The organism is Pseudomonas sp. GW456-E7, from assembly GCF_059424105.1.
Map to the genome: position 1 here is coordinate 210627 of NZ_JBWKZB010000002.1, position 17707 is coordinate 228333.

Below are 17707 nucleotides of genomic sequence, written 5' to 3' on the forward strand. Positions count from 1 at the left end.
GTTGAGCCTCTGGCAGTCAGCCTGCGCGGAAAATCAGGTGATCTTCCCAGTCGTCTTCCGGCACGCTGCCTTCGGCGAGCATGCGTCCGGACTGGGAAATCCGCTCGTGATGCACGGCATCGCGATCACCGCACACCAGGTGATGCCACAACGGCAGGTCCTTGCCTTCGCTGACCAGGCGATAGCCGCACGTCGGCGGCAGCCATTTGAATTCGTCGGCCTTGCCCGGCGTGAGCTGGATACAGTCCGGCACAGTGTCGCGACGGTTAGGATAATCCGTGCACTGGCAGGTTTTCAGGTCCAACAGTTTGCAGGCGATGCGCGTGTAATAGACGCTGTTGTCGTCTTCGTCTTCAAGCTTTTGCAGACAGCACAATCCACAGCCGTCGCACAGCGACTCCCATTCCTCCTGATCGAGTTGATCGAGGGTCTTGCGTATCCAGAACGGTTCTACTTTGGCGGCCATGGTTCGAGCATCGACATCAGGTGGTGAAAAGGCCGCCAGTCTAGTGCCCGAAGCCCCGTGGGCCAAGCATTGGCGACTGTCGGTATAACGGGCTTGTCAGTTTCTGCGCTGCCAAGTAGGGTTTTTCGTCGCTCCCACTTTCAAACGTAGCAAGGAATCTCTTGATGAGTGCCAACCCACGCGTAGCCGATTACACCATTGACCCTCAGTTCACCGATCGCTGGTCGCCCCGCGCCTTCACGGGCGAAGCCATTGCCGTAGAAACCCTGCTGAGCTTCTTCGAAGCCGCGCGCTGGGCACCCTCGGCCTACAACTCGCAACCCTGGCGCTTCCTTTACGCACGTCGCGACACGCCGAACTGGGAGCGCTACCTGGGACTGCTGAACGAATTCAACCGCAGCTGGGCGCAACATGCCTCGGCCCTGGTGATCGTGATTTCGAAAACCACCTTCGTCGCGCCTGGCGCCACTGAAGAAACCCCGGCCCTGTGGCACACCTTCGACACCGGTTCCGCCTGGGGCCACCTGGCCCTGCAAGCGAGCCTGAGCGGCTGGCACACCCACGGCATGGCCGGCTTCGACCAGGAACTGACCCGCAAGGAGCTGAACATTCCTGAAGGCTACGCACTGCACGCCGCCGTCGCGGTGGGCAAGCTGGGGGACAAGGCCAGCCTGGCGGATTACCTGCAGGCTCGTGAAGTACCAAGCCCGCGTCGTCCGTTGAGCGAGCTGGCGGCTGAAGGCGACTTCACCCTCTAAGCCACTGCAAAAAACATTGTGGGAGCGAGCTTGCTCGCGATGGCGGCCAGTCAGTCAACATTGATGTTGAAGCTAATGGCCTCATCGCGAGCAAGCTCGCTCCCACAGTTTTTGAGGGTGCTTTCAATACCCGCGATCGAAATCCACTTCCCCGCGCAACGCCTCTCCCGCCTCGAACGCCCGCAGGTTTTCGACAAACAGCTTCACCATCATCGACGGCGAAGTCGGTGCCGAGCTGTGGCCGGTGAGCAGCAGGCCCCAGGCTGTCCAGAATGGATGCCGCTGGGGCAATGGCTCCTGACGGCACACGTCGATCACCGCGCCCGCCAGATGCCCTTCCTTCAAGGCTTCCACCAGATCCGCATCGACCACCGCCACACCGCGCCCGGCATTGATGAACAAACCGGTCGGCTTGAATTGCTTGAACAGGGCTGCGTCGTAGATATCGTGGGTTTCCGGCGTGTTCGGCAGCAGATTGACCACGTAATCGACTTCACCGACCAGCCGCGGCAGATCCGCCAGTGAACCGACCTCGATGAACGGCGCCTGTTCCCGCGCGCTGCTGGCAACGCCATACAACTCGACACCAAACGGCACGAGGAACTGCGCGACACGCTGGCCGATATCACCCGTGCCGACGATCAACACCTTGCGCCCCGCCAGGCTCTGGCCATGGCGGCTGTCCCATTTGCGCTCGACCTGGCTGACCAGTCGCGCCAGCACTTCACGTTCATGACCGAGCATATAGGTGAGCACGTACTCGGCCATGACTTGCCCGAAGATGCCGACTGCACGGGTCAATCGATAGTGCCGTGGCAAGCCATCGGCCAGCAGCGGCGTAATGCCGGCCCAGGTCGATTGCAGCCATTGCGGTTGATGGCCCTGGCGTAACAGGGTCGCCAGCAGATCAGGCTGGCCGAGCCACACCGGACAATCGGCCGCCTGGCTGGCCAGCTCGGCGGAATCACCGCTGGTCAGCACCTCCAGGTCCGGTGCCGCCTCGCGCAACAGTTGGGCGTACACGGGGTGGTCGTGTTCAGCAATCAGGACGCGCATGCTTCAAACCTTTCAAAAACGGTGCAGACGGCAGCCGACAGAGCGCTGCTCGGTCGATGCTGCCATCGCTAAAATCAATCAGTGTTTCATAACCACTCTGAACAGAGCCTGTCTGCCATTCACACTGGATCGTTGCGGCGCAACAATTCTTCCGGCAAGTGCTCGATGTACTCGTCTTCGGCAGGCGGCATTTGCAGGTGATAACCCTGTTTTTCGAGGTTATCCAGCACGACGGTGATGTCCTCGCGCGACAGCTTGCGCTCGGGGCTGAGCACCAGGTCGAAGGCGTGGATGGCCTTGCCGAAGGCTGCCATCAGGGGTTCCGGCACGCGCTCCAGAGCATCGCTCTTGAGCACATACAGGTACATTTCGTTTCTTTTCGAGCTGCGGTAGATGGAGCAAATACGTTTCAAGGCTGTTCTCCGGCGGTGACCAGGCTGTCCAGCAGCGCCTGGCCCATCAATTCGCGGCGCCAGCCACGCAGCGAATCAGGCAATTGGTAGGGCCCATTGGGGAAGCCGCTCTTGAGCAGCGCTTCCAGGGTTTTCTTGCGCAGCATCAGTTCCGGCGCAATGTTCAGGCGCTCGGCTTCGGCCTGGCCGATGGCTTTGAGCTGCTTGAGTAACACGGCAGCGTCCACCGGCAGCGGCTCCGGCACGGCTGGCGGCCATTGATCTGGCGACACACTGCCAGAGCGCTTGATCAGATCAAGCAGAAACTCACCATCCTGACGCACGGTACGCGGGTGCATGTCTTCGATTTTCGCCAGGGCGCCGAGATTATCCGGTTGCGTACGCGCCAGCGGCCACAACGAATGCTCGCGGATGATCCGGTTGCGCGGCAGGTCGCGGGCACGGGCTTCCTTTTCGCGCCAGGCGCAGAGCTCACGCAATACAGCGAGTTGGGCACGGGACAGCTTCCAGGCCAGCTTGGCATCGCGATAGACCTCGTACGGATCGATCTCGCGGCGCAGGTTGGCCACCAGTTCGGCACCGTCTTCCAGAACCCAGGCGTATTTCTCGTCAGACAGCTTTGGACGCAGCTTTACGAACACTTCGGCCAGGTGCACGGCGTCTTCAGCGGCATAGCTGATCTGGGTTTCGGAGAGCGGACGCTGCAGCCAGTCGGAACGGGTTTCACCCTTGGGCAGGTCGATGCCGAGCACTTCCTGTACCAGGCGCGAATAGCCCATGGAGAAACCGAGGTTCAGGTAAGCGGCTGCCAATTGCGTATCGAACAGTGGCGCCGGCAGGCTACCGGTCAGGCGCAGCAGCACTTCGAGGTCTTCGCTGCACGCGTGGACAACCTTGACCACGGCCGGGTTTTCCAGCAACGCGGCCAGAGGCTGCCAGTTGTCGATGGTCAGCGGATCAATCAGGTAGGCACGTTCGCCATCGCCGACCTGCAGCAGGCCTGCGATCGGGTAGAAGGTGTCGACCCGCATGAATTCGGTATCGAGGGCAACGAATGGCAGCTGCTGCCACTCGGCACAAAACCGATCGAGGCTATCGTTGTCGCGAATCCAGTGAATATCGATGGCCACACGGCTCTCCCTTGAAGAATGGCGCGCAGTATATATCGCCCCCGGCGATTTCCGCGCATCCACTGAACAAGAGCGTTAGCGAAAATGACTGCGTGACATGAAGAATAGTCCGACAAGCTCGGCCTAGCGGGTCTTACCCAGCACGTAGACCCGCATTTGTGCACAACCGGGAAAAAAATCCTGATGGCTGAGCAAACGGAATCCCGCCTGCCTGAACTCGCTTTCGACCCCGGCCTTGCTCGGTAGCGCACCCTCCACGCTTGAATGCGCGCCCTTGAAACGTCCGTCGAGGTGCACCGCGACAATCACTGTATCGCGACTGACCCGGTAAAACTCGCCCAGCATCGCCAGACGATGCTCCGGACTGTAAAGGTGCTGAAACAGTTGCATGCAAAAAATGCAGTCGACCGCGTTCTCCGACAAACCAATCGAGAAGGCGGAGCTTTGAAAGGTCTTGATCCGCTTCAACAGGCTTTGCGGGTGATGGGTGCGGGCATGATCGAGGATGTCCTGGGACGGGTCCGTCGCGAGGATCACCCGATTGGCATGTTCGGCCAGCACCGACCAGAAACGCCCCACCCCGCAGGCCACGTCGAGGATCAGCCCCGGTTCACCGGCGACCTTGAGTGCATTGCGCACCAGGCGCGCCTCACGCCAGAGCAGCAGACGCCCGGTCAGGCCCGGCGCTTGCGGCTGAAGGCAGACGCGCGCGTGTTCCTGGTCGTAGCGCCGGGCAATCTCGAGTTCGATGGCGGATGGGGGCTGAGCGGACATGTGCAAGGGCTCTTGATAAACGTTCAACAGGCCGCAGGTCGGCAGCCGCCGCGTGAAACAAAATCGAAGCACTCAGTCCTTGGCCAACACGCCGTCGGTCACCGGGCCACGACATCCGGCAAACATGTCCAGATCCTGGTTGTAGACCTTGCTGTTGACCTCCAGCAGCCCCAGCATCGAATGGAACAGGTTGTCCTGGCTCAGGGGCTTTTCACGACTCTGTTGCAGGCAGTGGGTATCTACCGCAAACGACTTTTTATAGCTGTCGGAGAACCAGGCAAACATGGCTACATGCTTTTGCTGCTCCGGCGCCAGCATGTAAGGCGTGCCGTGGAGGAACAAGTTGTACTCCCCCAGGGATTCGCCGTGGTCCGACAAGTACAGCATCGCGGTGTCCACTTTGTCCTGGTTGCTGCGCAGCAGATCGATCAGGGTCGACAGCACATGGTCGGTATAGACCAAGGTGTTGTCGTAACCATTGACGATACTTTCGCGACTGCAATTGTTCAGGGCATTACTCTCGCAAACCGGAGTGAAACGCTCGAACTCTTTCGGATAACGCTTGAAGTACTCCGGACCGTGGCTACCCATCTGGTGCAATACCAGCACGGTGTCCTTGTCCAGGGTATCGATGAAGCGCTGAAGTCCCTGCAGCAGGATTTCATCGCGGCATTCGCTGTTGGCGCACAGCGCCGGGTCTTTCAGATTGCTGACGTCCTGGATTGTGACGCGATCGCATGTACCCTTGCAGCCCGACTGGTTGTCACGCCAGATCACGTCGATACCCGCATGCTTGAGCACATCCAGCAGGCCTTCTTCATTCTTGGCCTTGCTGGCGTTGTAGTCCTTGCGCCCCATGTTGGAGAACATGCAAGGCACCGATACAGCGGTTTCAGTCCCACAGGAGTGCACATCGGTGAAAGCGATCAGGCCATCTTCCTTGCTCAGTTTCGGCGTGGTGTCGCGGTTATAACCCAGGATGCCGAAGTTCTCTGCCCGGGCACTTTCACCGACGACAAGCACCGTCAAGGATTTGCGTCCATGAGTTTGCCAGGCCGTATTGCGCTGGGCATCTTCACCGATCTTGACAAAGGGTTGCCGCGCAGTCGCTACTTTCTCGCGCAGGAAACCAGCCGAGGCACCAATGTAGTTGCTTGGCACCACCATCAGGCGCAACTCGTGGTGATTGCGAAACAGCGAAGACAGGCCTTGATAGTTAACCAGTGCGACACCGCCAATGACGGCCACCGAAGCAAACATCACCAGGACTTTACTGAGCAGCTCACGATGCCAGCGACGATAGTTAATTGGTGCTTTCCACAATAGCCATGACGGCAATACACCGAGCAGTACAATATAAACAAACAACTTGAACGACAGTAGGTCGCGCACTTCCGTGGCATTGGTTTCAGCGAAGTTACGCAACATGCCGGTGTCGATCAGGACACCATACTGGCTCATGAAATACGCCACGCCCGCGCTGACCATGAACAGCAGGGTCAGGACCGGCTTGAGCACCGGCCGGAAGGCCAGCAGGGTCAGCACGATGTTGAAAGCCGCGAAAATCATCATCCCGAAGGCCACGCGCATGACGATGCCTTTGCCCTCGGACGTGGTGATTTCGAACAGGTGTTGCCAGAGTACAAAGTTGAAGCCAACCAACAAAAATGCACTGGCAATCAGTGTCACCCATTCGGGGCGCACGGCTTTAATCTTAAACATGAGGTTCGGCGAGTCCTGAAAAGAAGTGCCTTCGGTAAATGTGAAAATTTCATTTACCGAGACCATTCAAATTTTAGGAAGCCAACCATCAATTTTTTGTGAAAAAGAAGCCAACAATTAGTTGGCTTATAACGCCTGCCTGAAACTTCAGACTATTTGAGAATAGTTCAGCTTTTGTTCAGTTTCGGCTCAAGCCTGGTGCAGGTACCAGCGCCAGTCCTGCTCGCCGACCTCCCCCATGAATTGGCGATACTCGGCGCGTTTCACCGCCAGGTAGACACCGAGGAACTCGCCGCCGAAGGCTTCCCTGGCCCAACTGGAGCCTTCCAGCGAACGCAATGTGGTCAGCCAGTCCGTCGGCAACAGTTTCGCGGCCTGGGCGTAGCCATTGCCCTCCACCGGCGCACCCGGGTCGAGTTGTTCGCGGATACCGCGATGAATACCGGCCAGAATCGCCGCCGCCGCCAGATAGGGGTTGGCATCCGCGCCACAAATTCGATGCTCGATGTGCCGGGAATACGCCGGCCCGCCAGGGACGCGCAAACTCACGGTGCGATTGTCCACACCCCAGGTGGCTGCCAGCGGCGCATAGCTGTTGGCCTGGAATCGACGGTAGGAGTTGGCGTTGGGGCAGAACAGCAACAGTGAATCGAGCAAGGTACTGAGCATGCCGGCGACAGCCTGCTTGAGCAGGGGCGTTCCATCCGGGGCTTCGCTGGCAAAGAGATTGTTGCCGTCCTTGTCCGCCAGACTCACGTGCATGTGCATCCCGGTGCCGGCCAGGTCATCGAATGGCTTGGCCATGAAGCACGCTGTCATGCCGTGCTTGTGCGCCACCCCTTTGACCAGGCGCTTGTAGCGCACCGCTTCGTCCATTGCCTGCAACGCGTCGGTGCGGTGTTCGAGGGTGATTTCCACTTGGCCTGGCGCGTATTCGGAAATGGCCGTTCGCGCCGGAATCCCCTGGAGCTTGCAGGCGCTGTAGAGATCAGCCAGGAACGGCTCGATCTGCTCAAGCTCGCGCAACCCATAGACCTGGGTGCCGCGCGGACGCCCGCCATCGACATCCCGTGCCGGTTGCGGCCGGCCATTGCTGTCGCGTTGCTGATCCAGCAGATAGAACTCCAGTTCCGCCGCCATGACCGGGTAATAGCCGTCTGCCTGCAAACCTTCGATGACTTTCGCCAGTAAGTGACGGGGATCGGCAATGGTAGCGGGCATCCCCTCAGTCGGGTGCATGCTGACCTGCACGGCCGCGGTCGGTATCAGACGCCACGGCATACGCATGAGGCTGCCGCTGATCGGGTAGGCCCGGCAGTCGATATCGCCGACATCCCAGACCAGCCCGGAGTTTTCCACGTCATCGCCGTTGATGGTCAGGCCCAGGATGGTGCTCGGCAATGGCCGCCCGCTTTCATACACCGCCAGCAGCTCGTCACGGTGCAGCAGCTTGCCCCGCGGTACACCGTTGTTGTCGAGGATGAACAGCTCGAACATTTCAATATCCGGGTTCTGTTCCAGAAAGGTCAGGGCTTCAAGACGGGTGGCAAACGAGGTCGTGGCAGTACTCATGGAAACTCTCTTTTTCCGTGTCTGACGGGTGCGCAAAGGCACCCGCACTTTAATTCCGGTACCAACCGGAATATGTAGGAACAATCAGCGGAAAAAGCGGGAATCCGGCGGGCGCGCATGTCGGCAATGCCACAGCGCCCAGAAGGCCAGTTCAGAAGGAAGTGCAGAGAGGCTTGGCGCGGTGGCGGGCGTGAATCGACGACCAAGGCTCGACGCTCGAGCGCCGATGGTTGCCTTGAAGTGGATTGCGACTGGCCAACCGTCCATAGAGAGAACCGCAGAAAACAGATGACCCGCAGCGTCACACGATGGGTTCGGTCGTTAAATCAGGATTTGAAGAACCTTGGATGTCGTCTGACTAAACATTCAACGGCGTCCGTATGACCGCACGCTTATTTAATTTCCAAATACATCACCAGACTTTCTGATTTGCGGCCTTGCGGCCTCGCGCGCCTAATCGCAACCCTACCGTTCAAGGTCCGATCATGGAAAACACCCGCGCGACTACCCGCCCTGCCCTCTGGCTGATGTTCAGCATTGTTCTCGTCGCCCTGAACCTGCGTCCCTCCATGGCCGCCGTCGGGCCGTTGCTCTCGGCGATTCGCGAGGACATCCCGCTGAGTTTCAGCCTGGCATCACTGCTGACCCTGCTGCCGGTCATGACCATGGGACTGGCGATGTTTTTCGGACTGCGTGTCAGCCAGCGTCTCGGTGAACAGCGCACTGTCGTACTTTCGTTGCTGATCATAGGCGTGGCCACGGTGTCGCGCCTGTTTCTCGATTCGGTAGCCGAATTGATCCTCAGCGCCGTGCTGGCAGGTATCGGCATCGCCCTGATCCAGGCCCTGATGCCTGCGCTGATCAAATCCCGCTTCAGCGAACACGTTGCCCTGTGCATGGGGCTCTACGTCACATCGATCATGGGCGGTGCCGCCATGGGTGCGTCCTTTGCGCCGCTGGTGATGGGGTCTAGCGGCAGCTGGCGTATGGGCCTGGCGATCTGGGCCGTTCTCGCCGTGCTGGCATTGCGCTTCTGGCGCAGCCAAAGCGCGGGGATGCCCACACTGGACTCGAGGGCTCCCCAAAAAGGTTCGTTCTTCGCCAATTCCCGCGCGTGGTTACTCGCGATCTTCTTTGGCCTGGGCACTGCGTCCTACACCTGCGTTCTGGCCTGGCTGGCGCCGTACTACGTGGAAAAGGGCTGGAGCGAGCAACACGCCGGATTGCTGCTCGGGTTTCTGACCGCAATGGAAGTGCTGTCGGGCCTGCTGACGCCCTTCATCGCCAATCGCAGCCGCGACCGCCGCGTCGTGCTGATGGTCTTGCTGGCACTGATCATCACCGGTTTCTGCGGACTGATTCTGAGCCCGCAGCACTTGAGCCTGATGTGGCCATGCCTGCTGGGGCTGGGCATTGGCGGGCTGTTCCCGATGAGCCTGATCGTATCGCTGGATCACCTGGACAATCCATTGCGCGCCGGTGGCCTGACCGCATTCGTGCAAGGCATCGGCTACCTGATCGCCAGCCTGTCGCCTCTGCTGGCGGGGATCATCCGCGACCGGCTCGGCAGCTTTGAATGGGCCTGGTGGTCGCTCGCGGCGGTCATGGCGCTGATGATGTTGATGGTTTTGCGCTTCAACCCAAGGCACTACAGCCGCCACATCCACTGACCCGGAGCCTGCCATGAAAACCACCGGTTTCGCCGCCGCTCACGCCAGCATGCTGCTTTGGGCCTTGTTGATCGCCGTCTCCTTTTCCGCAGCGGCGCAAGTCAGCCAGGCCATCGACCCGATCCTGCTGACCGGCTTGCGCCTGTTGTTCTGCGCCTTGGTGTTTCTGCCGCTGTTGCTGCGTGAAGGCAATGCCGTCATGACCGCCCGCGGGCTGCTGGGTCACGCGGTGCTCGGCCTGCTGCTGGCGTTGTACTTCGGCTCGCTGTTCGAAGCATTGCGCTACACCTCCGCCGTCAATACCGGGACGATGTTTACGCTGGTGCCGCTGATGACCCTGGCTTTCGAAGCCGTGCTCATACCTGACAGCCGCCTGAAACAACGGATTGTGCCGATGCTGCTCGCCGCTGCCGGGGCGGTGTTACTGATCATGAAAGGCACCGGCCCCGGCGAGTTGCCATCGCCGTATGCACTGACCGTGTACGGCATCGGTTGCCTGGCGATGGCACTCTACGCCCCGCTCAGCCAACGCCTGAAATCCAATAGCCTGAAGGGACGCGGGCCGGTGCCCATGACGTTCTGGAACATGCTGTTCGGCGCGCTGTTCCTGCTGGTGTTCTGCGGATTCAGTGGTGGTTGGCGCTCGACATCATCACTGACGCTCAAGGATTTCTATTGGCTGATGTACCTGGCGGTGTTCGCCACCCTGGCGACGTTCTGGCTGCTGCATCGGGCCATCGGCGTGATCGCGCCATCCTCGGTGATTTCCTACATCTACCTGAGCACGCTGTTCATCACCTTGTTTCACTGGTTTTGGGGACGACAGATGCCGCTGCCGCTGGAGTTGGCCGGCGCGCTGCTGGTGGGCATCGGCATGTTCGCGCTGTTGATCTCCAGCCGCCGCGCCGTGTCGGCGATGGTCCAGAGTTGAAGGGCTCCAGGGCGAAACTTCCTGCAAGGCATTTTCCCTGTTCGCTCATTCCGTTAGGATAATTCATCCACCCTGCACAGGGTCAGTGCAAGGGACGCAGCGAGACGCAATGGATGCTGAACAGTAATTCGCTTAGAAAACTCGACATGCAGGACCTCATGGTGTTCGTCGCCGTGTACGAGCAGAACAGCGTCACCGGCGTATCGGAGATGCTTAGCGTCAGCCAGTCCACAGTGAGTTACTGCCTGAAAAAACTGCGCAACAGCTTCGAGAACGAACTGTTCATCAATACCCGTACCGGCGGCATGCAGCCCACCGGCAAAGCCAGCGCGATGTACCCTCACGCGCTGAAAATCCTGGAAAGCATCAACTTGTGTCACGCCGGCTCACCCGCGTTCGACCCAGGCCTGCAAGCCGTGACGTTCAACCTCTGCGCCCCGGAATATTTCGAGCAGTTGATCCTGCCGCGCCTGTTGAAAACCTTCGCCCTCGCCGATCTTCCGGTGACGGTCAATGTGTTCAAACTCGAAGCCGACATCCCGGCCGAAGCGTTGCGCGAAGGCAATCTCGACCTGGTGATGTGTTTCGGCCCGAACTTTCATCGCAGCCACGTCGATTTCAAATCCCGGACGCTGCTTGAAGATGATCTGGTCTGTGTGTTCGACAAACGCGCCACCCCGGCGGAACCGCGTTTGAGCCTGCAAACCTATGTCGAACGTCGACACGTGTTCCCGACACCCTGGACGTCCGCCACCAACATGGTCGACGGCTGGCTCGCGCAGCAGGCCAAACAGCGCCAGATCGTCGCGCGCGCCAACAGTTACAGCGCAGCGCTGAAGCTGATTAACGGCACCGACTATGCCCTGACCCTGCCTCGGCGCATCCAGCGGCTGCTGGCCAGTACCGACACCTTCAATCACTGTGAAGCGCCCGAGGGTTTGCCGGGTTTCACCCTCGACATGCAGTGGAGCCAGCGTGTCGATCAGGACAGCGCCAACACCTGGCTGCGAGCGCAAGTGATCCAGGCCTGCGCCGTGCAGGAAACGGCCTGATACTCAGTGGCTGATGGCGGTCTTGCTGTAGGAATCGCGATCGATGTCGAGAATTTCCACGCACAGCTGGACTTCAACGCCGCTCGGCCACTCACACAGGTCCTGAACCACCGCCAGCAGGCTTTCGGAGAGTTGTTTCTTGATCTGTGCGGAACGACCACTCAACAGTGCCAGTTTCACATGCACGAATGCCCGTTCAGCCAGAGCAGTACCAACCTTGAACGTCTCGACCCTGACCGCGCGGCTCTTGATGTCGAATTCGGCAGCAAACTGACCGGAACCCACCAGCGTATTGTTCAACCGCATCAACGCCACATCGGCATTCAGGTCAGTCAGGTTGGCGGTGTATTCCATGTGCAGGTGAGGCATGAGTTGGCTCCTGGAAGGGGATGGAAAGCTCGTACGTATAACATGCCCTGTTCATTCGGGCAGCGGCAAAACGGCACGCTCACTCATGAACGCCTCCAGGCGCGAACGTAACCAGCGCTCGGCAGGGTCGGTATCGACATGACTGAGCCAGACCATGGACAAATCCAGGGTCGGTGTCTTGAACGGAAAGGGCTCCTTGAATAGCGCTCCCGAAGCAGCCATCGCCTCGGCGGTGTAGTCCGGCAGGCTGGCGATCAGGTCCGTCCCGGCGAGCAGTGCCGGCAACGAACTGTATTGCGGCACCGAGAGCACCACCTGGCGCGTGCGGCCGATTTCCGCCAGCCACTCGTCGGCGTAGCCACTGACGTTGGCGGTATGGGACACCAGCACGTGCGGTCGCGCGCAATATTCATCGAGCGTCAGCGGAGTGTCGGAGGCATCGGCGCGCAAAATGCTGGGCTGGATGTGCCGCAGCAACTTGCGCTTGGCATTGGCCGGCAAGCCACGGGTCTGGCTGATACCCACCGTGATATCGCCGGACGCCAGCAAGTCGGGAATCCGCCAGTAATCGACATGCTGCACCACAAACACCACCTTTGGCGCTTCCTGGCGCAGGGTTCGCAGCAAGGGCGGCAACAGGCCGAACTCGACATCGTCGGACAACCCGATGCGGAACGTCATCGTGCTGCTGGCCGGGTCAAAATCATGGGTCAGGCTCAAGGCCACGGACAAGGAATCCAGCGCCGGCGACAGGTGCCTGATGATCTCCTCTGCCCGTGCCGTCGGCTCCATGCGATGGCCAACACGGATGAACAGCGGATCATTGAACATCGCACGCAAGCGGTTGAGTGCAGAACTGATGGTCGGCTGACCGAGAAACAGCTTCTCCGCCACCCGGGTGACATTGCGCTCCAGCATCAGCGTTTCGAATACCACCATCAGGTTGATATCCGCCTTGCGAAGTTCGTTGCGATTCATCCAGTGTCCCCGATCCCCAAATCTGCTGACAGTTTAGGTAGCCGGGGCAACTGCCGTCTATCCAACTCAAGTTCAACAGTCTGATGCGGTTCACGTTTAGGCAACTCGATTTCCTTGATCGAGGTCTGTTCGCGGGTCCCCTTAATCAGATGCCGGCAGCGATAGTCCACTGAAAAAGCTTCAGAAACGAGAAAGCCCCGTAACTTTTCAGCTACGGGGCTTTCTCTATGTAATGGCGGAGAGATAGGGATTCGAACCCTAGGTACCGGTGAAGGTACAACGGATTTCGAATCCGTCCCATTCGGCCACTCTGGCATCTCTCCAACGGCGCGCATCATAACAACACTTTCGCCGGAAGCGAACCCCCTAAGCGAAATATTTCTGTGCTTTCAGATGCTTGCGTCGGTTAAAGCGGTACGCCCAGACGGTTGGCGACTTCTTCGTAGGCTTCGATGACGTCACCGAGGCCCTGACGGAAGCGGTCCTTGTCCATTTTCTTGCCGGTAGCCTTGTCCCACAGACGGCAGCCGTCCGGGCTGAACTCGTCGCCCAGCACGATGGAACCATCGTGGAACACGCCGAATTCCAGCTTGAAGTCGACCAGCAGCAGGCCGGCGTCGTCGAACAGTTTGCTCAGGACTTCGTTGACCTTGAGCGACAGTTCTTTCATGCGAACCAGTTGCTCGGCGGTGCCCCAGCCGAAAGCCACGACGTGGGATTCGTTGATGAACGGGTCGCCCTTGGCGTCGTCCTTCAGGAACAGTTCGAAGGTGTAAGGGTTGAGCTTCATGCCCTCCTCGACACCCAGGCGCTTGACCAGGCTGCCAGCGGCGTAGTTACGCACGACGCACTCGACCGGGATCATGTCGAGCTTCTTCACCAGGCATTCGTTGTCGCCCAGCAGTTTGTCGAATTGGGTCGGCACGCCGGCCGCTTCGAGCTTCTGCATGATGAAGGCGTTGAACTTGTTGTTCACCATGCCCTTGCGGTCGAGCTGTTCGATACGCTTGCCGTCGAACGCCGAAGTGTCGTTGCGAAACAGCAGGATCAAACGGTTAGCGTCGTCGGTCTTGTAAACCGACTTGGCTTTGCCGCGGTAGAGTTCTTCACGTTTTTCCATGATGGGCTCCGCTTGCTAAGTAGATGGGCTAGGCGATGTGACGCCAGTCGAGCCCTGAATCTTGATCGGCCAGTTGCAGCCAGTCCGGGTCGCACCCGAGGGTGTCGACAAAACATTGCCGGGCCAGCTGCGGCAGGTTGTTCTTGCTGCTCAGATGGGCCAGGACCAGGTGTTGCAGGTCCTTCCAGCCCAGCTCGGCCACCAGGAATGCCGCCTGATGGTTGTTCAAATGTCCCAGTTCACCGCCCACCCGCTGCTTGAGAAAGTACGGGTAATGACCGCGAGCCAGCATGTCCCTGCAATGGTTGGACTCGATCATCAATGCATCGAGGTCCCGGTAACCGTCCAGCACCTTGTCGCAATAGGAGCCCAGGTCGGTCAACAGGCCGAAACGCCGTGAACCGTCACTGAAGACATACTGCGTCGGTTCCTGTGCATCGTGGGCCACGGCAATGACACCGATGCTCAAGTCGCCGATTTGCAACTGCTCGCCGCCGGCCAGAAAGCCTGCGGGTTCAATCGGTTTGCGCATCCCGCGCAAGGTCCCGCGACTGAGGTAGACAGGCAGATTGTAGCGCCGAGACAGCAAACCCACGCCATGCACGTGGTCGGCATGTTCGTGGGTCACGAGTATCGCGCTCAGCTGCGCAGGGTTCACACCCAGTCGCAGCAGGCGTTTTTCGGTTTCCCGCAGGGAAAAACCACAATCCACCAGCACGTACGTATCAGCGCTGGCTATCAGCGTGCCGTTCCCTTGACTGCCGCTGCCGAGAACGGCAAAACGCATAGGATCAGCCCAGGTTGTCTTGAATCTTGCTCAACACTTTACGCGCCACATCTGCCGGCGCCACGGTGTTGATGTTCTTCTCGACGGTGACCTGGACGTTCTCGCCAACCTTGCTCAGGCGAACCTGATAACGCTCGGCACGGGCTTCAAGCTCTTCCTTGGTCGGCGCACTGCCGAACAGGCTGCTGAAGAAGCCTGGCTTGTCGTCCTTGCTCTCGGCTTTTTCGGCCAGGTTGATGTAGTACAGGCCCAGGCTGCGGTTGATGTCTTCAACGCGCCATTCGCCTTGCTCCAGCGCACGACCTACGCTCGACCAGGCACGGTCAAGATCGGTACCGACGTTCAGCACAGGGTTGCCGCTGCCGTCTTCACTCAGGCTGACACGGCTGGGCGCGTCGAAATCACGCGAAGCCAGCATGGAGACCGAACCGCCCTTCTCCGAGATACGGCTCATGCTCGCGAGCATGTCGTCGACCAGTGCCGCGTCCAGGCCAGTGTTGACCGAACGGTTGGTGAACTCGACGTCGGCGGTGCTGCCGGCAGGACGCTCGGCGCTGACCACGTAGACTTCACTGGTGTTGCGCTGCACGCCCGGCTCGATGCGCACCCGCACGCGGGTTTCGCTGTCGGTGCTGACGCCGGCCGCGCCCAGGCGCTTGGCCATGGCCGCAGACAGTTCATCGGCATGCTGCCAGGTCGTGGTGAATTCGCCGGTTTGCGGGCGCTGTTCATCCAGACGGAAACCGTTGTCCTGGAAGAACTGAACGGCCACAGGCCAGATTTCGGCCGGCGGGTTCTGCGCCAGGATGGAGCTGGTGCCGCCGCTCTTCTGCAGCGAATAGGGACTGGCGTCGGCAGCCGCCGTCAGCGGCTGGGGACGAGGAACGATGTATTCGCCCGTGGCGGTGTCATCGGCCACGTTGCGCGGGATCGGCAACAGCGGATCCAGACGCTTGGCGGTATGGATATCCGGCGGAATTTGCATCGGTGCAGTCTGTTGCGCTTCCAGGTAATCGCTACCACGGTCACGGAAATAACCTTCCGGGCCCCAGATCCATCCGCAGCCACTGGTGCTGGAGATAATCAAGGCAAGTGCGGAAAGTCCGGCCATTCGCTTCATGCGTTGTACTTCCTCAATTAAACCAGGACGCTGCACTGGCGCAGGGCCGTGCGGAGCGTTTCGTGACAAGGTGCGCTCAGCCAGGTCAGCGGCAGGCGAATGCCTTCGTGCATCAGGCCCATTTCGACCAAAGCCCACTTCACCGGAATCGGGTTGGCTTCGATGAACAGGTCCTTGTGCAGCGGCATCAGTTTTTCGTTGATTGCCCGTGCAGTCTCGGCATCACCCTTGAGGGCGGCCTCGCACAGGTCGGCCATTTCACGCGGAGCGACGTTGGCGGTGACGGAGATGTTGCCCTTGCCGCCCATCAGGATCAGCTCGACCGCGGTCGGATCATCGCCGGACAGCACGATGAAGTCCTTGCTGACGCCATCGAGGATGGCCTTGGCGCGCTTGAGATCGCCGGTCGCTTCCTTGATACCGATGATGTTCGGCACGGTGGACAGGCGGATCACGGTCTCGGCCTGCATGTCGCAGGAGGTGCGGCCGGGAACGTTATAGAGAATCTGCGGGATGTCGACCGCTTCGGCGATGTGCTTGAAGTGCAGGTACAGGCCTTCCTGGGTCGGCTTGTTGTAGTACGGCACGACCAGCAGGCAGGCATCGGCGCCGGCTTCCTTGGCATTGCGGGTCAATTCGACGGCTTCGCGGGTCGAATTGGCGCCGGTACCGGCAATCACCGGAATGCGACCATTGACCTGCTTGACTACCGCCTTGATGACGGCGATGTGTTCATCGACATCAAGGGTTGCCGACTCGCCGGTGGTACCGACGGCGACAATGGCGTGGGTGCCGTTTTCAAGGTGGAAGTCCACGAGTTTGCTGAGGCTGTCCCAGTCAAGACGCCCCTGTGCATCCATGGGAGTGACCAGTGCCACCATACTGCCCGCAATCATGAAACCGCTCCTGCCGGAAAAAGAGAGCCGTAATGGTACTGGCGCCAAGTTGCTTGCACAAGCGAAGTACTGTGCTGCCGCCATTCCCCTTGGCGCCGGTTTTCGCTACCCTTCAGACTTTGATCGTTACAGACAAGCTCGTCCGTCGGGTTTCAGCCTCCATTTTCGGCATCACAAGTCCTGATCCAGCGTTGCCACGTCTCGCTCCCGCCCCGGCGGAGCCTGTTCGCAACCTGTCACTGGGACTTTCTGAGTTCGCATCCGCAGGCTCGCTCCCGGCCAATCAGCCCTTAGACGTACCGACCGCTCATCGCTTTAGGAATGCTGCATGTCCACCCCCACAGTTCGCGAACAATTCCTTGTTATCAGTGCCCTCGGCGCCAACCCCATGGAGCTGACCAACGTCCTGTGCCGCGCCAGCCATGAAAACCGCTGCGCCGTAGTCACCTCTCGCCTGACCCGCCATGGCGAATGCAGTGCCCTGGTGCTGGAAATCTCCGGTAGCTGGGATGCCCTGGCGCGCCTGGAAGGCAGCCTGCCCGTGCTGGCCAAGCGTCACGCATTCACCGTCAACGTGGTACGCAGCGCCGCCCTGGAAAACCGCCCACAGGCCCTGCCGTACGTCGCTTATGTCAGCTCGGCCTACCGCTCGGACATCATCAACGAGTTGTGCCAGTTCTTCATGGACCACAATGTCGAGCTGGAGAACCTGACCTGCGACACCTATCAGGCTCCGCAGACCGGCGGCACCATGCTCAACGCCACGTTTACCGTGACCTTGCCAGCCGGCGTGCAGATCAGCTGGCTGCGCGATCAGTTCCTGGATTTCGCCGACGCGCTGAACCTGGACGCCCTGATCGAACCCTGGCGCCCACAGAACCCAATGTAAGGAA

Annotated in this window: 18 protein-coding genes and 1 tRNA gene; 5 read left to right on the forward strand and 14 right to left on the reverse strand. The window is 59.8% G+C overall.

Translation table 11 applies throughout. The annotated features are described in order from the left end of the window. Nucleotides 1-16: 16 nt before the first annotated feature. On the reverse strand, nucleotides 17-466 hold the full coding sequence (locus tag AC07YV_RS02415) for a YcgN family cysteine cluster protein (RefSeq protein WP_007984794.1): 450 nt from the start codon (nucleotides 464-466) through the stop codon (nucleotides 17-19). 164 nt (nucleotides 467-630) lie between these two features. On the opposite strand from AC07YV_RS02415, the gene AC07YV_RS02420 reads away from it, so the two are divergent. Continuing rightward, nucleotides 631-1224: a nitroreductase family protein gene (locus tag AC07YV_RS02420; protein WP_102698974.1), complete on the forward strand. Its 594-nt coding sequence runs from the start codon at nucleotides 631-633 to the stop codon at nucleotides 1222-1224. Nucleotides 1225-1347: 123 nt separating this feature from the next. Here the strand turns inward: AC07YV_RS02420 and AC07YV_RS02425 are convergent, their stop codons facing one another. The 6 genes from AC07YV_RS02425 to AC07YV_RS02450 all read right to left on the reverse strand — a co-directional run bounded on the left by AC07YV_RS02425 (nucleotide 1348) and on the right by AC07YV_RS02450 (nucleotide 7891). Then, the gene (locus AC07YV_RS02425) at nucleotides 1348-2280 is read right to left on the reverse strand and encodes a D-2-hydroxyacid dehydrogenase (protein WP_102698975.1); all 933 of its coding nucleotides are present in this window, start codon (nucleotides 2278-2280) and stop codon (nucleotides 1348-1350) included. A gap of 119 nt (nucleotides 2281-2399) precedes the next feature. Next, a complete protein-coding gene (locus AC07YV_RS02430; RefSeq protein WP_102698976.1) occupies nucleotides 2400-2693 on the reverse strand; it encodes a YcgL domain-containing protein in 294 nt (97 codons plus the stop codon). Continuing rightward, entirely contained in the window at nucleotides 2690-3823 is a 1134-nt protein-coding gene (gene rnd, locus AC07YV_RS02435) for a ribonuclease D (RefSeq protein ID WP_102698977.1), read from the reverse strand. The genes AC07YV_RS02430 and rnd overlap by 4 nt, the downstream gene beginning before the upstream one ends. Nucleotides 3824-3946: 123 nt before the next feature. Beyond that, the gene (locus tag AC07YV_RS02440) at nucleotides 3947-4597 is read right to left on the reverse strand and encodes a class I SAM-dependent methyltransferase (protein WP_102698978.1); all 651 of its coding nucleotides are present in this window, start codon (nucleotides 4595-4597) and stop codon (nucleotides 3947-3949) included. Nucleotides 4598-4669: 72 nt separating this feature from the next. Next, nucleotides 4670-6319 (reverse strand): phosphoethanolamine transferase, encoded by a 1650-nt coding sequence (locus AC07YV_RS02445; RefSeq protein ID WP_102699036.1) that lies wholly within the window; start codon nucleotides 6317-6319, stop codon nucleotides 4670-4672. 189 nt (nucleotides 6320-6508) lie between these two features. Beyond that, nucleotides 6509-7891 (reverse strand): glutamine synthetase family protein, encoded by a 1383-nt coding sequence (locus tag AC07YV_RS02450; RefSeq protein WP_102698979.1) that lies wholly within the window; start codon nucleotides 7889-7891, stop codon nucleotides 6509-6511. A gap of 485 nt (nucleotides 7892-8376) precedes the next feature. On the opposite strand from AC07YV_RS02450, the gene AC07YV_RS02455 reads away from it, so the two are divergent. The 3 genes from AC07YV_RS02455 (at nucleotide 8377) to AC07YV_RS02465 (ending at nucleotide 11544) form a co-directional block, all read left to right on the forward strand. Next, nucleotides 8377-9561, forward strand: a complete 1185-nt coding sequence (locus AC07YV_RS02455; protein ID WP_102698981.1) for a cyanate transporter — start codon at nucleotides 8377-8379, stop codon at nucleotides 9559-9561. A 13-nt stretch (nucleotides 9562-9574) separates the two neighbouring features. Further along, entirely contained in the window at nucleotides 9575-10492 is a 918-nt protein-coding gene (locus tag AC07YV_RS02460) for a DMT family transporter (protein ID WP_102698982.1), read from the forward strand. A gap of 113 nt (nucleotides 10493-10605) precedes the next feature. Further along, complete coding sequence (locus AC07YV_RS02465) at nucleotides 10606-11544, forward strand: LysR family transcriptional regulator (RefSeq protein ID WP_102698983.1); 939 nt, start codon at nucleotides 10606-10608, stop codon at nucleotides 11542-11544. A gap of 3 nt (nucleotides 11545-11547) precedes the next feature. Here AC07YV_RS02465 and AC07YV_RS02470 read toward each other — a convergent pair whose 3' ends face one another. The 7 genes from AC07YV_RS02470 to dapA all read right to left on the reverse strand — a co-directional run bounded on the left by AC07YV_RS02470 (nucleotide 11548) and on the right by dapA (nucleotide 16814). Continuing rightward, a complete protein-coding gene (locus AC07YV_RS02470) occupies nucleotides 11548-11913 on the reverse strand; it encodes a 5-carboxymethyl-2-hydroxymuconate Delta-isomerase (RefSeq protein WP_007979758.1) in 366 nt (121 codons plus the stop codon). Between the two features lie 51 nt (nucleotides 11914-11964). Further along, on the reverse strand, nucleotides 11965-12891 hold the full coding sequence (locus tag AC07YV_RS02475; RefSeq protein ID WP_102698984.1) for a LysR substrate-binding domain-containing protein: 927 nt from the start codon (nucleotides 12889-12891) through the stop codon (nucleotides 11965-11967). A gap of 233 nt (nucleotides 12892-13124) precedes the next feature. Further along, a tRNA-Ser gene (locus tag AC07YV_RS02480) sits at nucleotides 13125-13214 on the reverse strand. Nucleotides 13215-13297: 83 nt separating this feature from the next. Further along, on the reverse strand, nucleotides 13298-14011 hold the full coding sequence (purC, locus tag AC07YV_RS02485) for a phosphoribosylaminoimidazolesuccinocarboxamide synthase (protein ID WP_007944067.1): 714 nt from the start codon (nucleotides 14009-14011) through the stop codon (nucleotides 13298-13300). A 28-nt stretch (nucleotides 14012-14039) separates the two neighbouring features. Next, complete coding sequence (locus AC07YV_RS02490; protein ID WP_102674437.1) at nucleotides 14040-14798, reverse strand: MBL fold metallo-hydrolase; 759 nt, start codon at nucleotides 14796-14798, stop codon at nucleotides 14040-14042. 4 nt (nucleotides 14799-14802) lie between these two features. Next, the gene (gene bamC, locus AC07YV_RS02495) at nucleotides 14803-15918 is read right to left on the reverse strand and encodes an NlpB/DapX family lipoprotein (protein ID WP_102698985.1); all 1116 of its coding nucleotides are present in this window, start codon (nucleotides 15916-15918) and stop codon (nucleotides 14803-14805) included. A 17-nt stretch (nucleotides 15919-15935) separates the two neighbouring features. Then, nucleotides 15936-16814, reverse strand: coding sequence for a 4-hydroxy-tetrahydrodipicolinate synthase (dapA, locus tag AC07YV_RS02500; protein ID WP_007979774.1), 879 nt, complete (start codon nucleotides 16812-16814; stop codon nucleotides 15936-15938). 328 nt (nucleotides 16815-17142) lie between these two features. Here dapA and AC07YV_RS02505 point away from each other — a divergent pair, with 328 nt between their 5' ends. Beyond that, nucleotides 17143-17703, forward strand: coding sequence for a glycine cleavage system transcriptional repressor (locus tag AC07YV_RS02505; RefSeq protein ID WP_007979776.1), 561 nt, complete (start codon nucleotides 17143-17145; stop codon nucleotides 17701-17703). Nucleotides 17704-17707 lie beyond the last annotated feature (4 nt).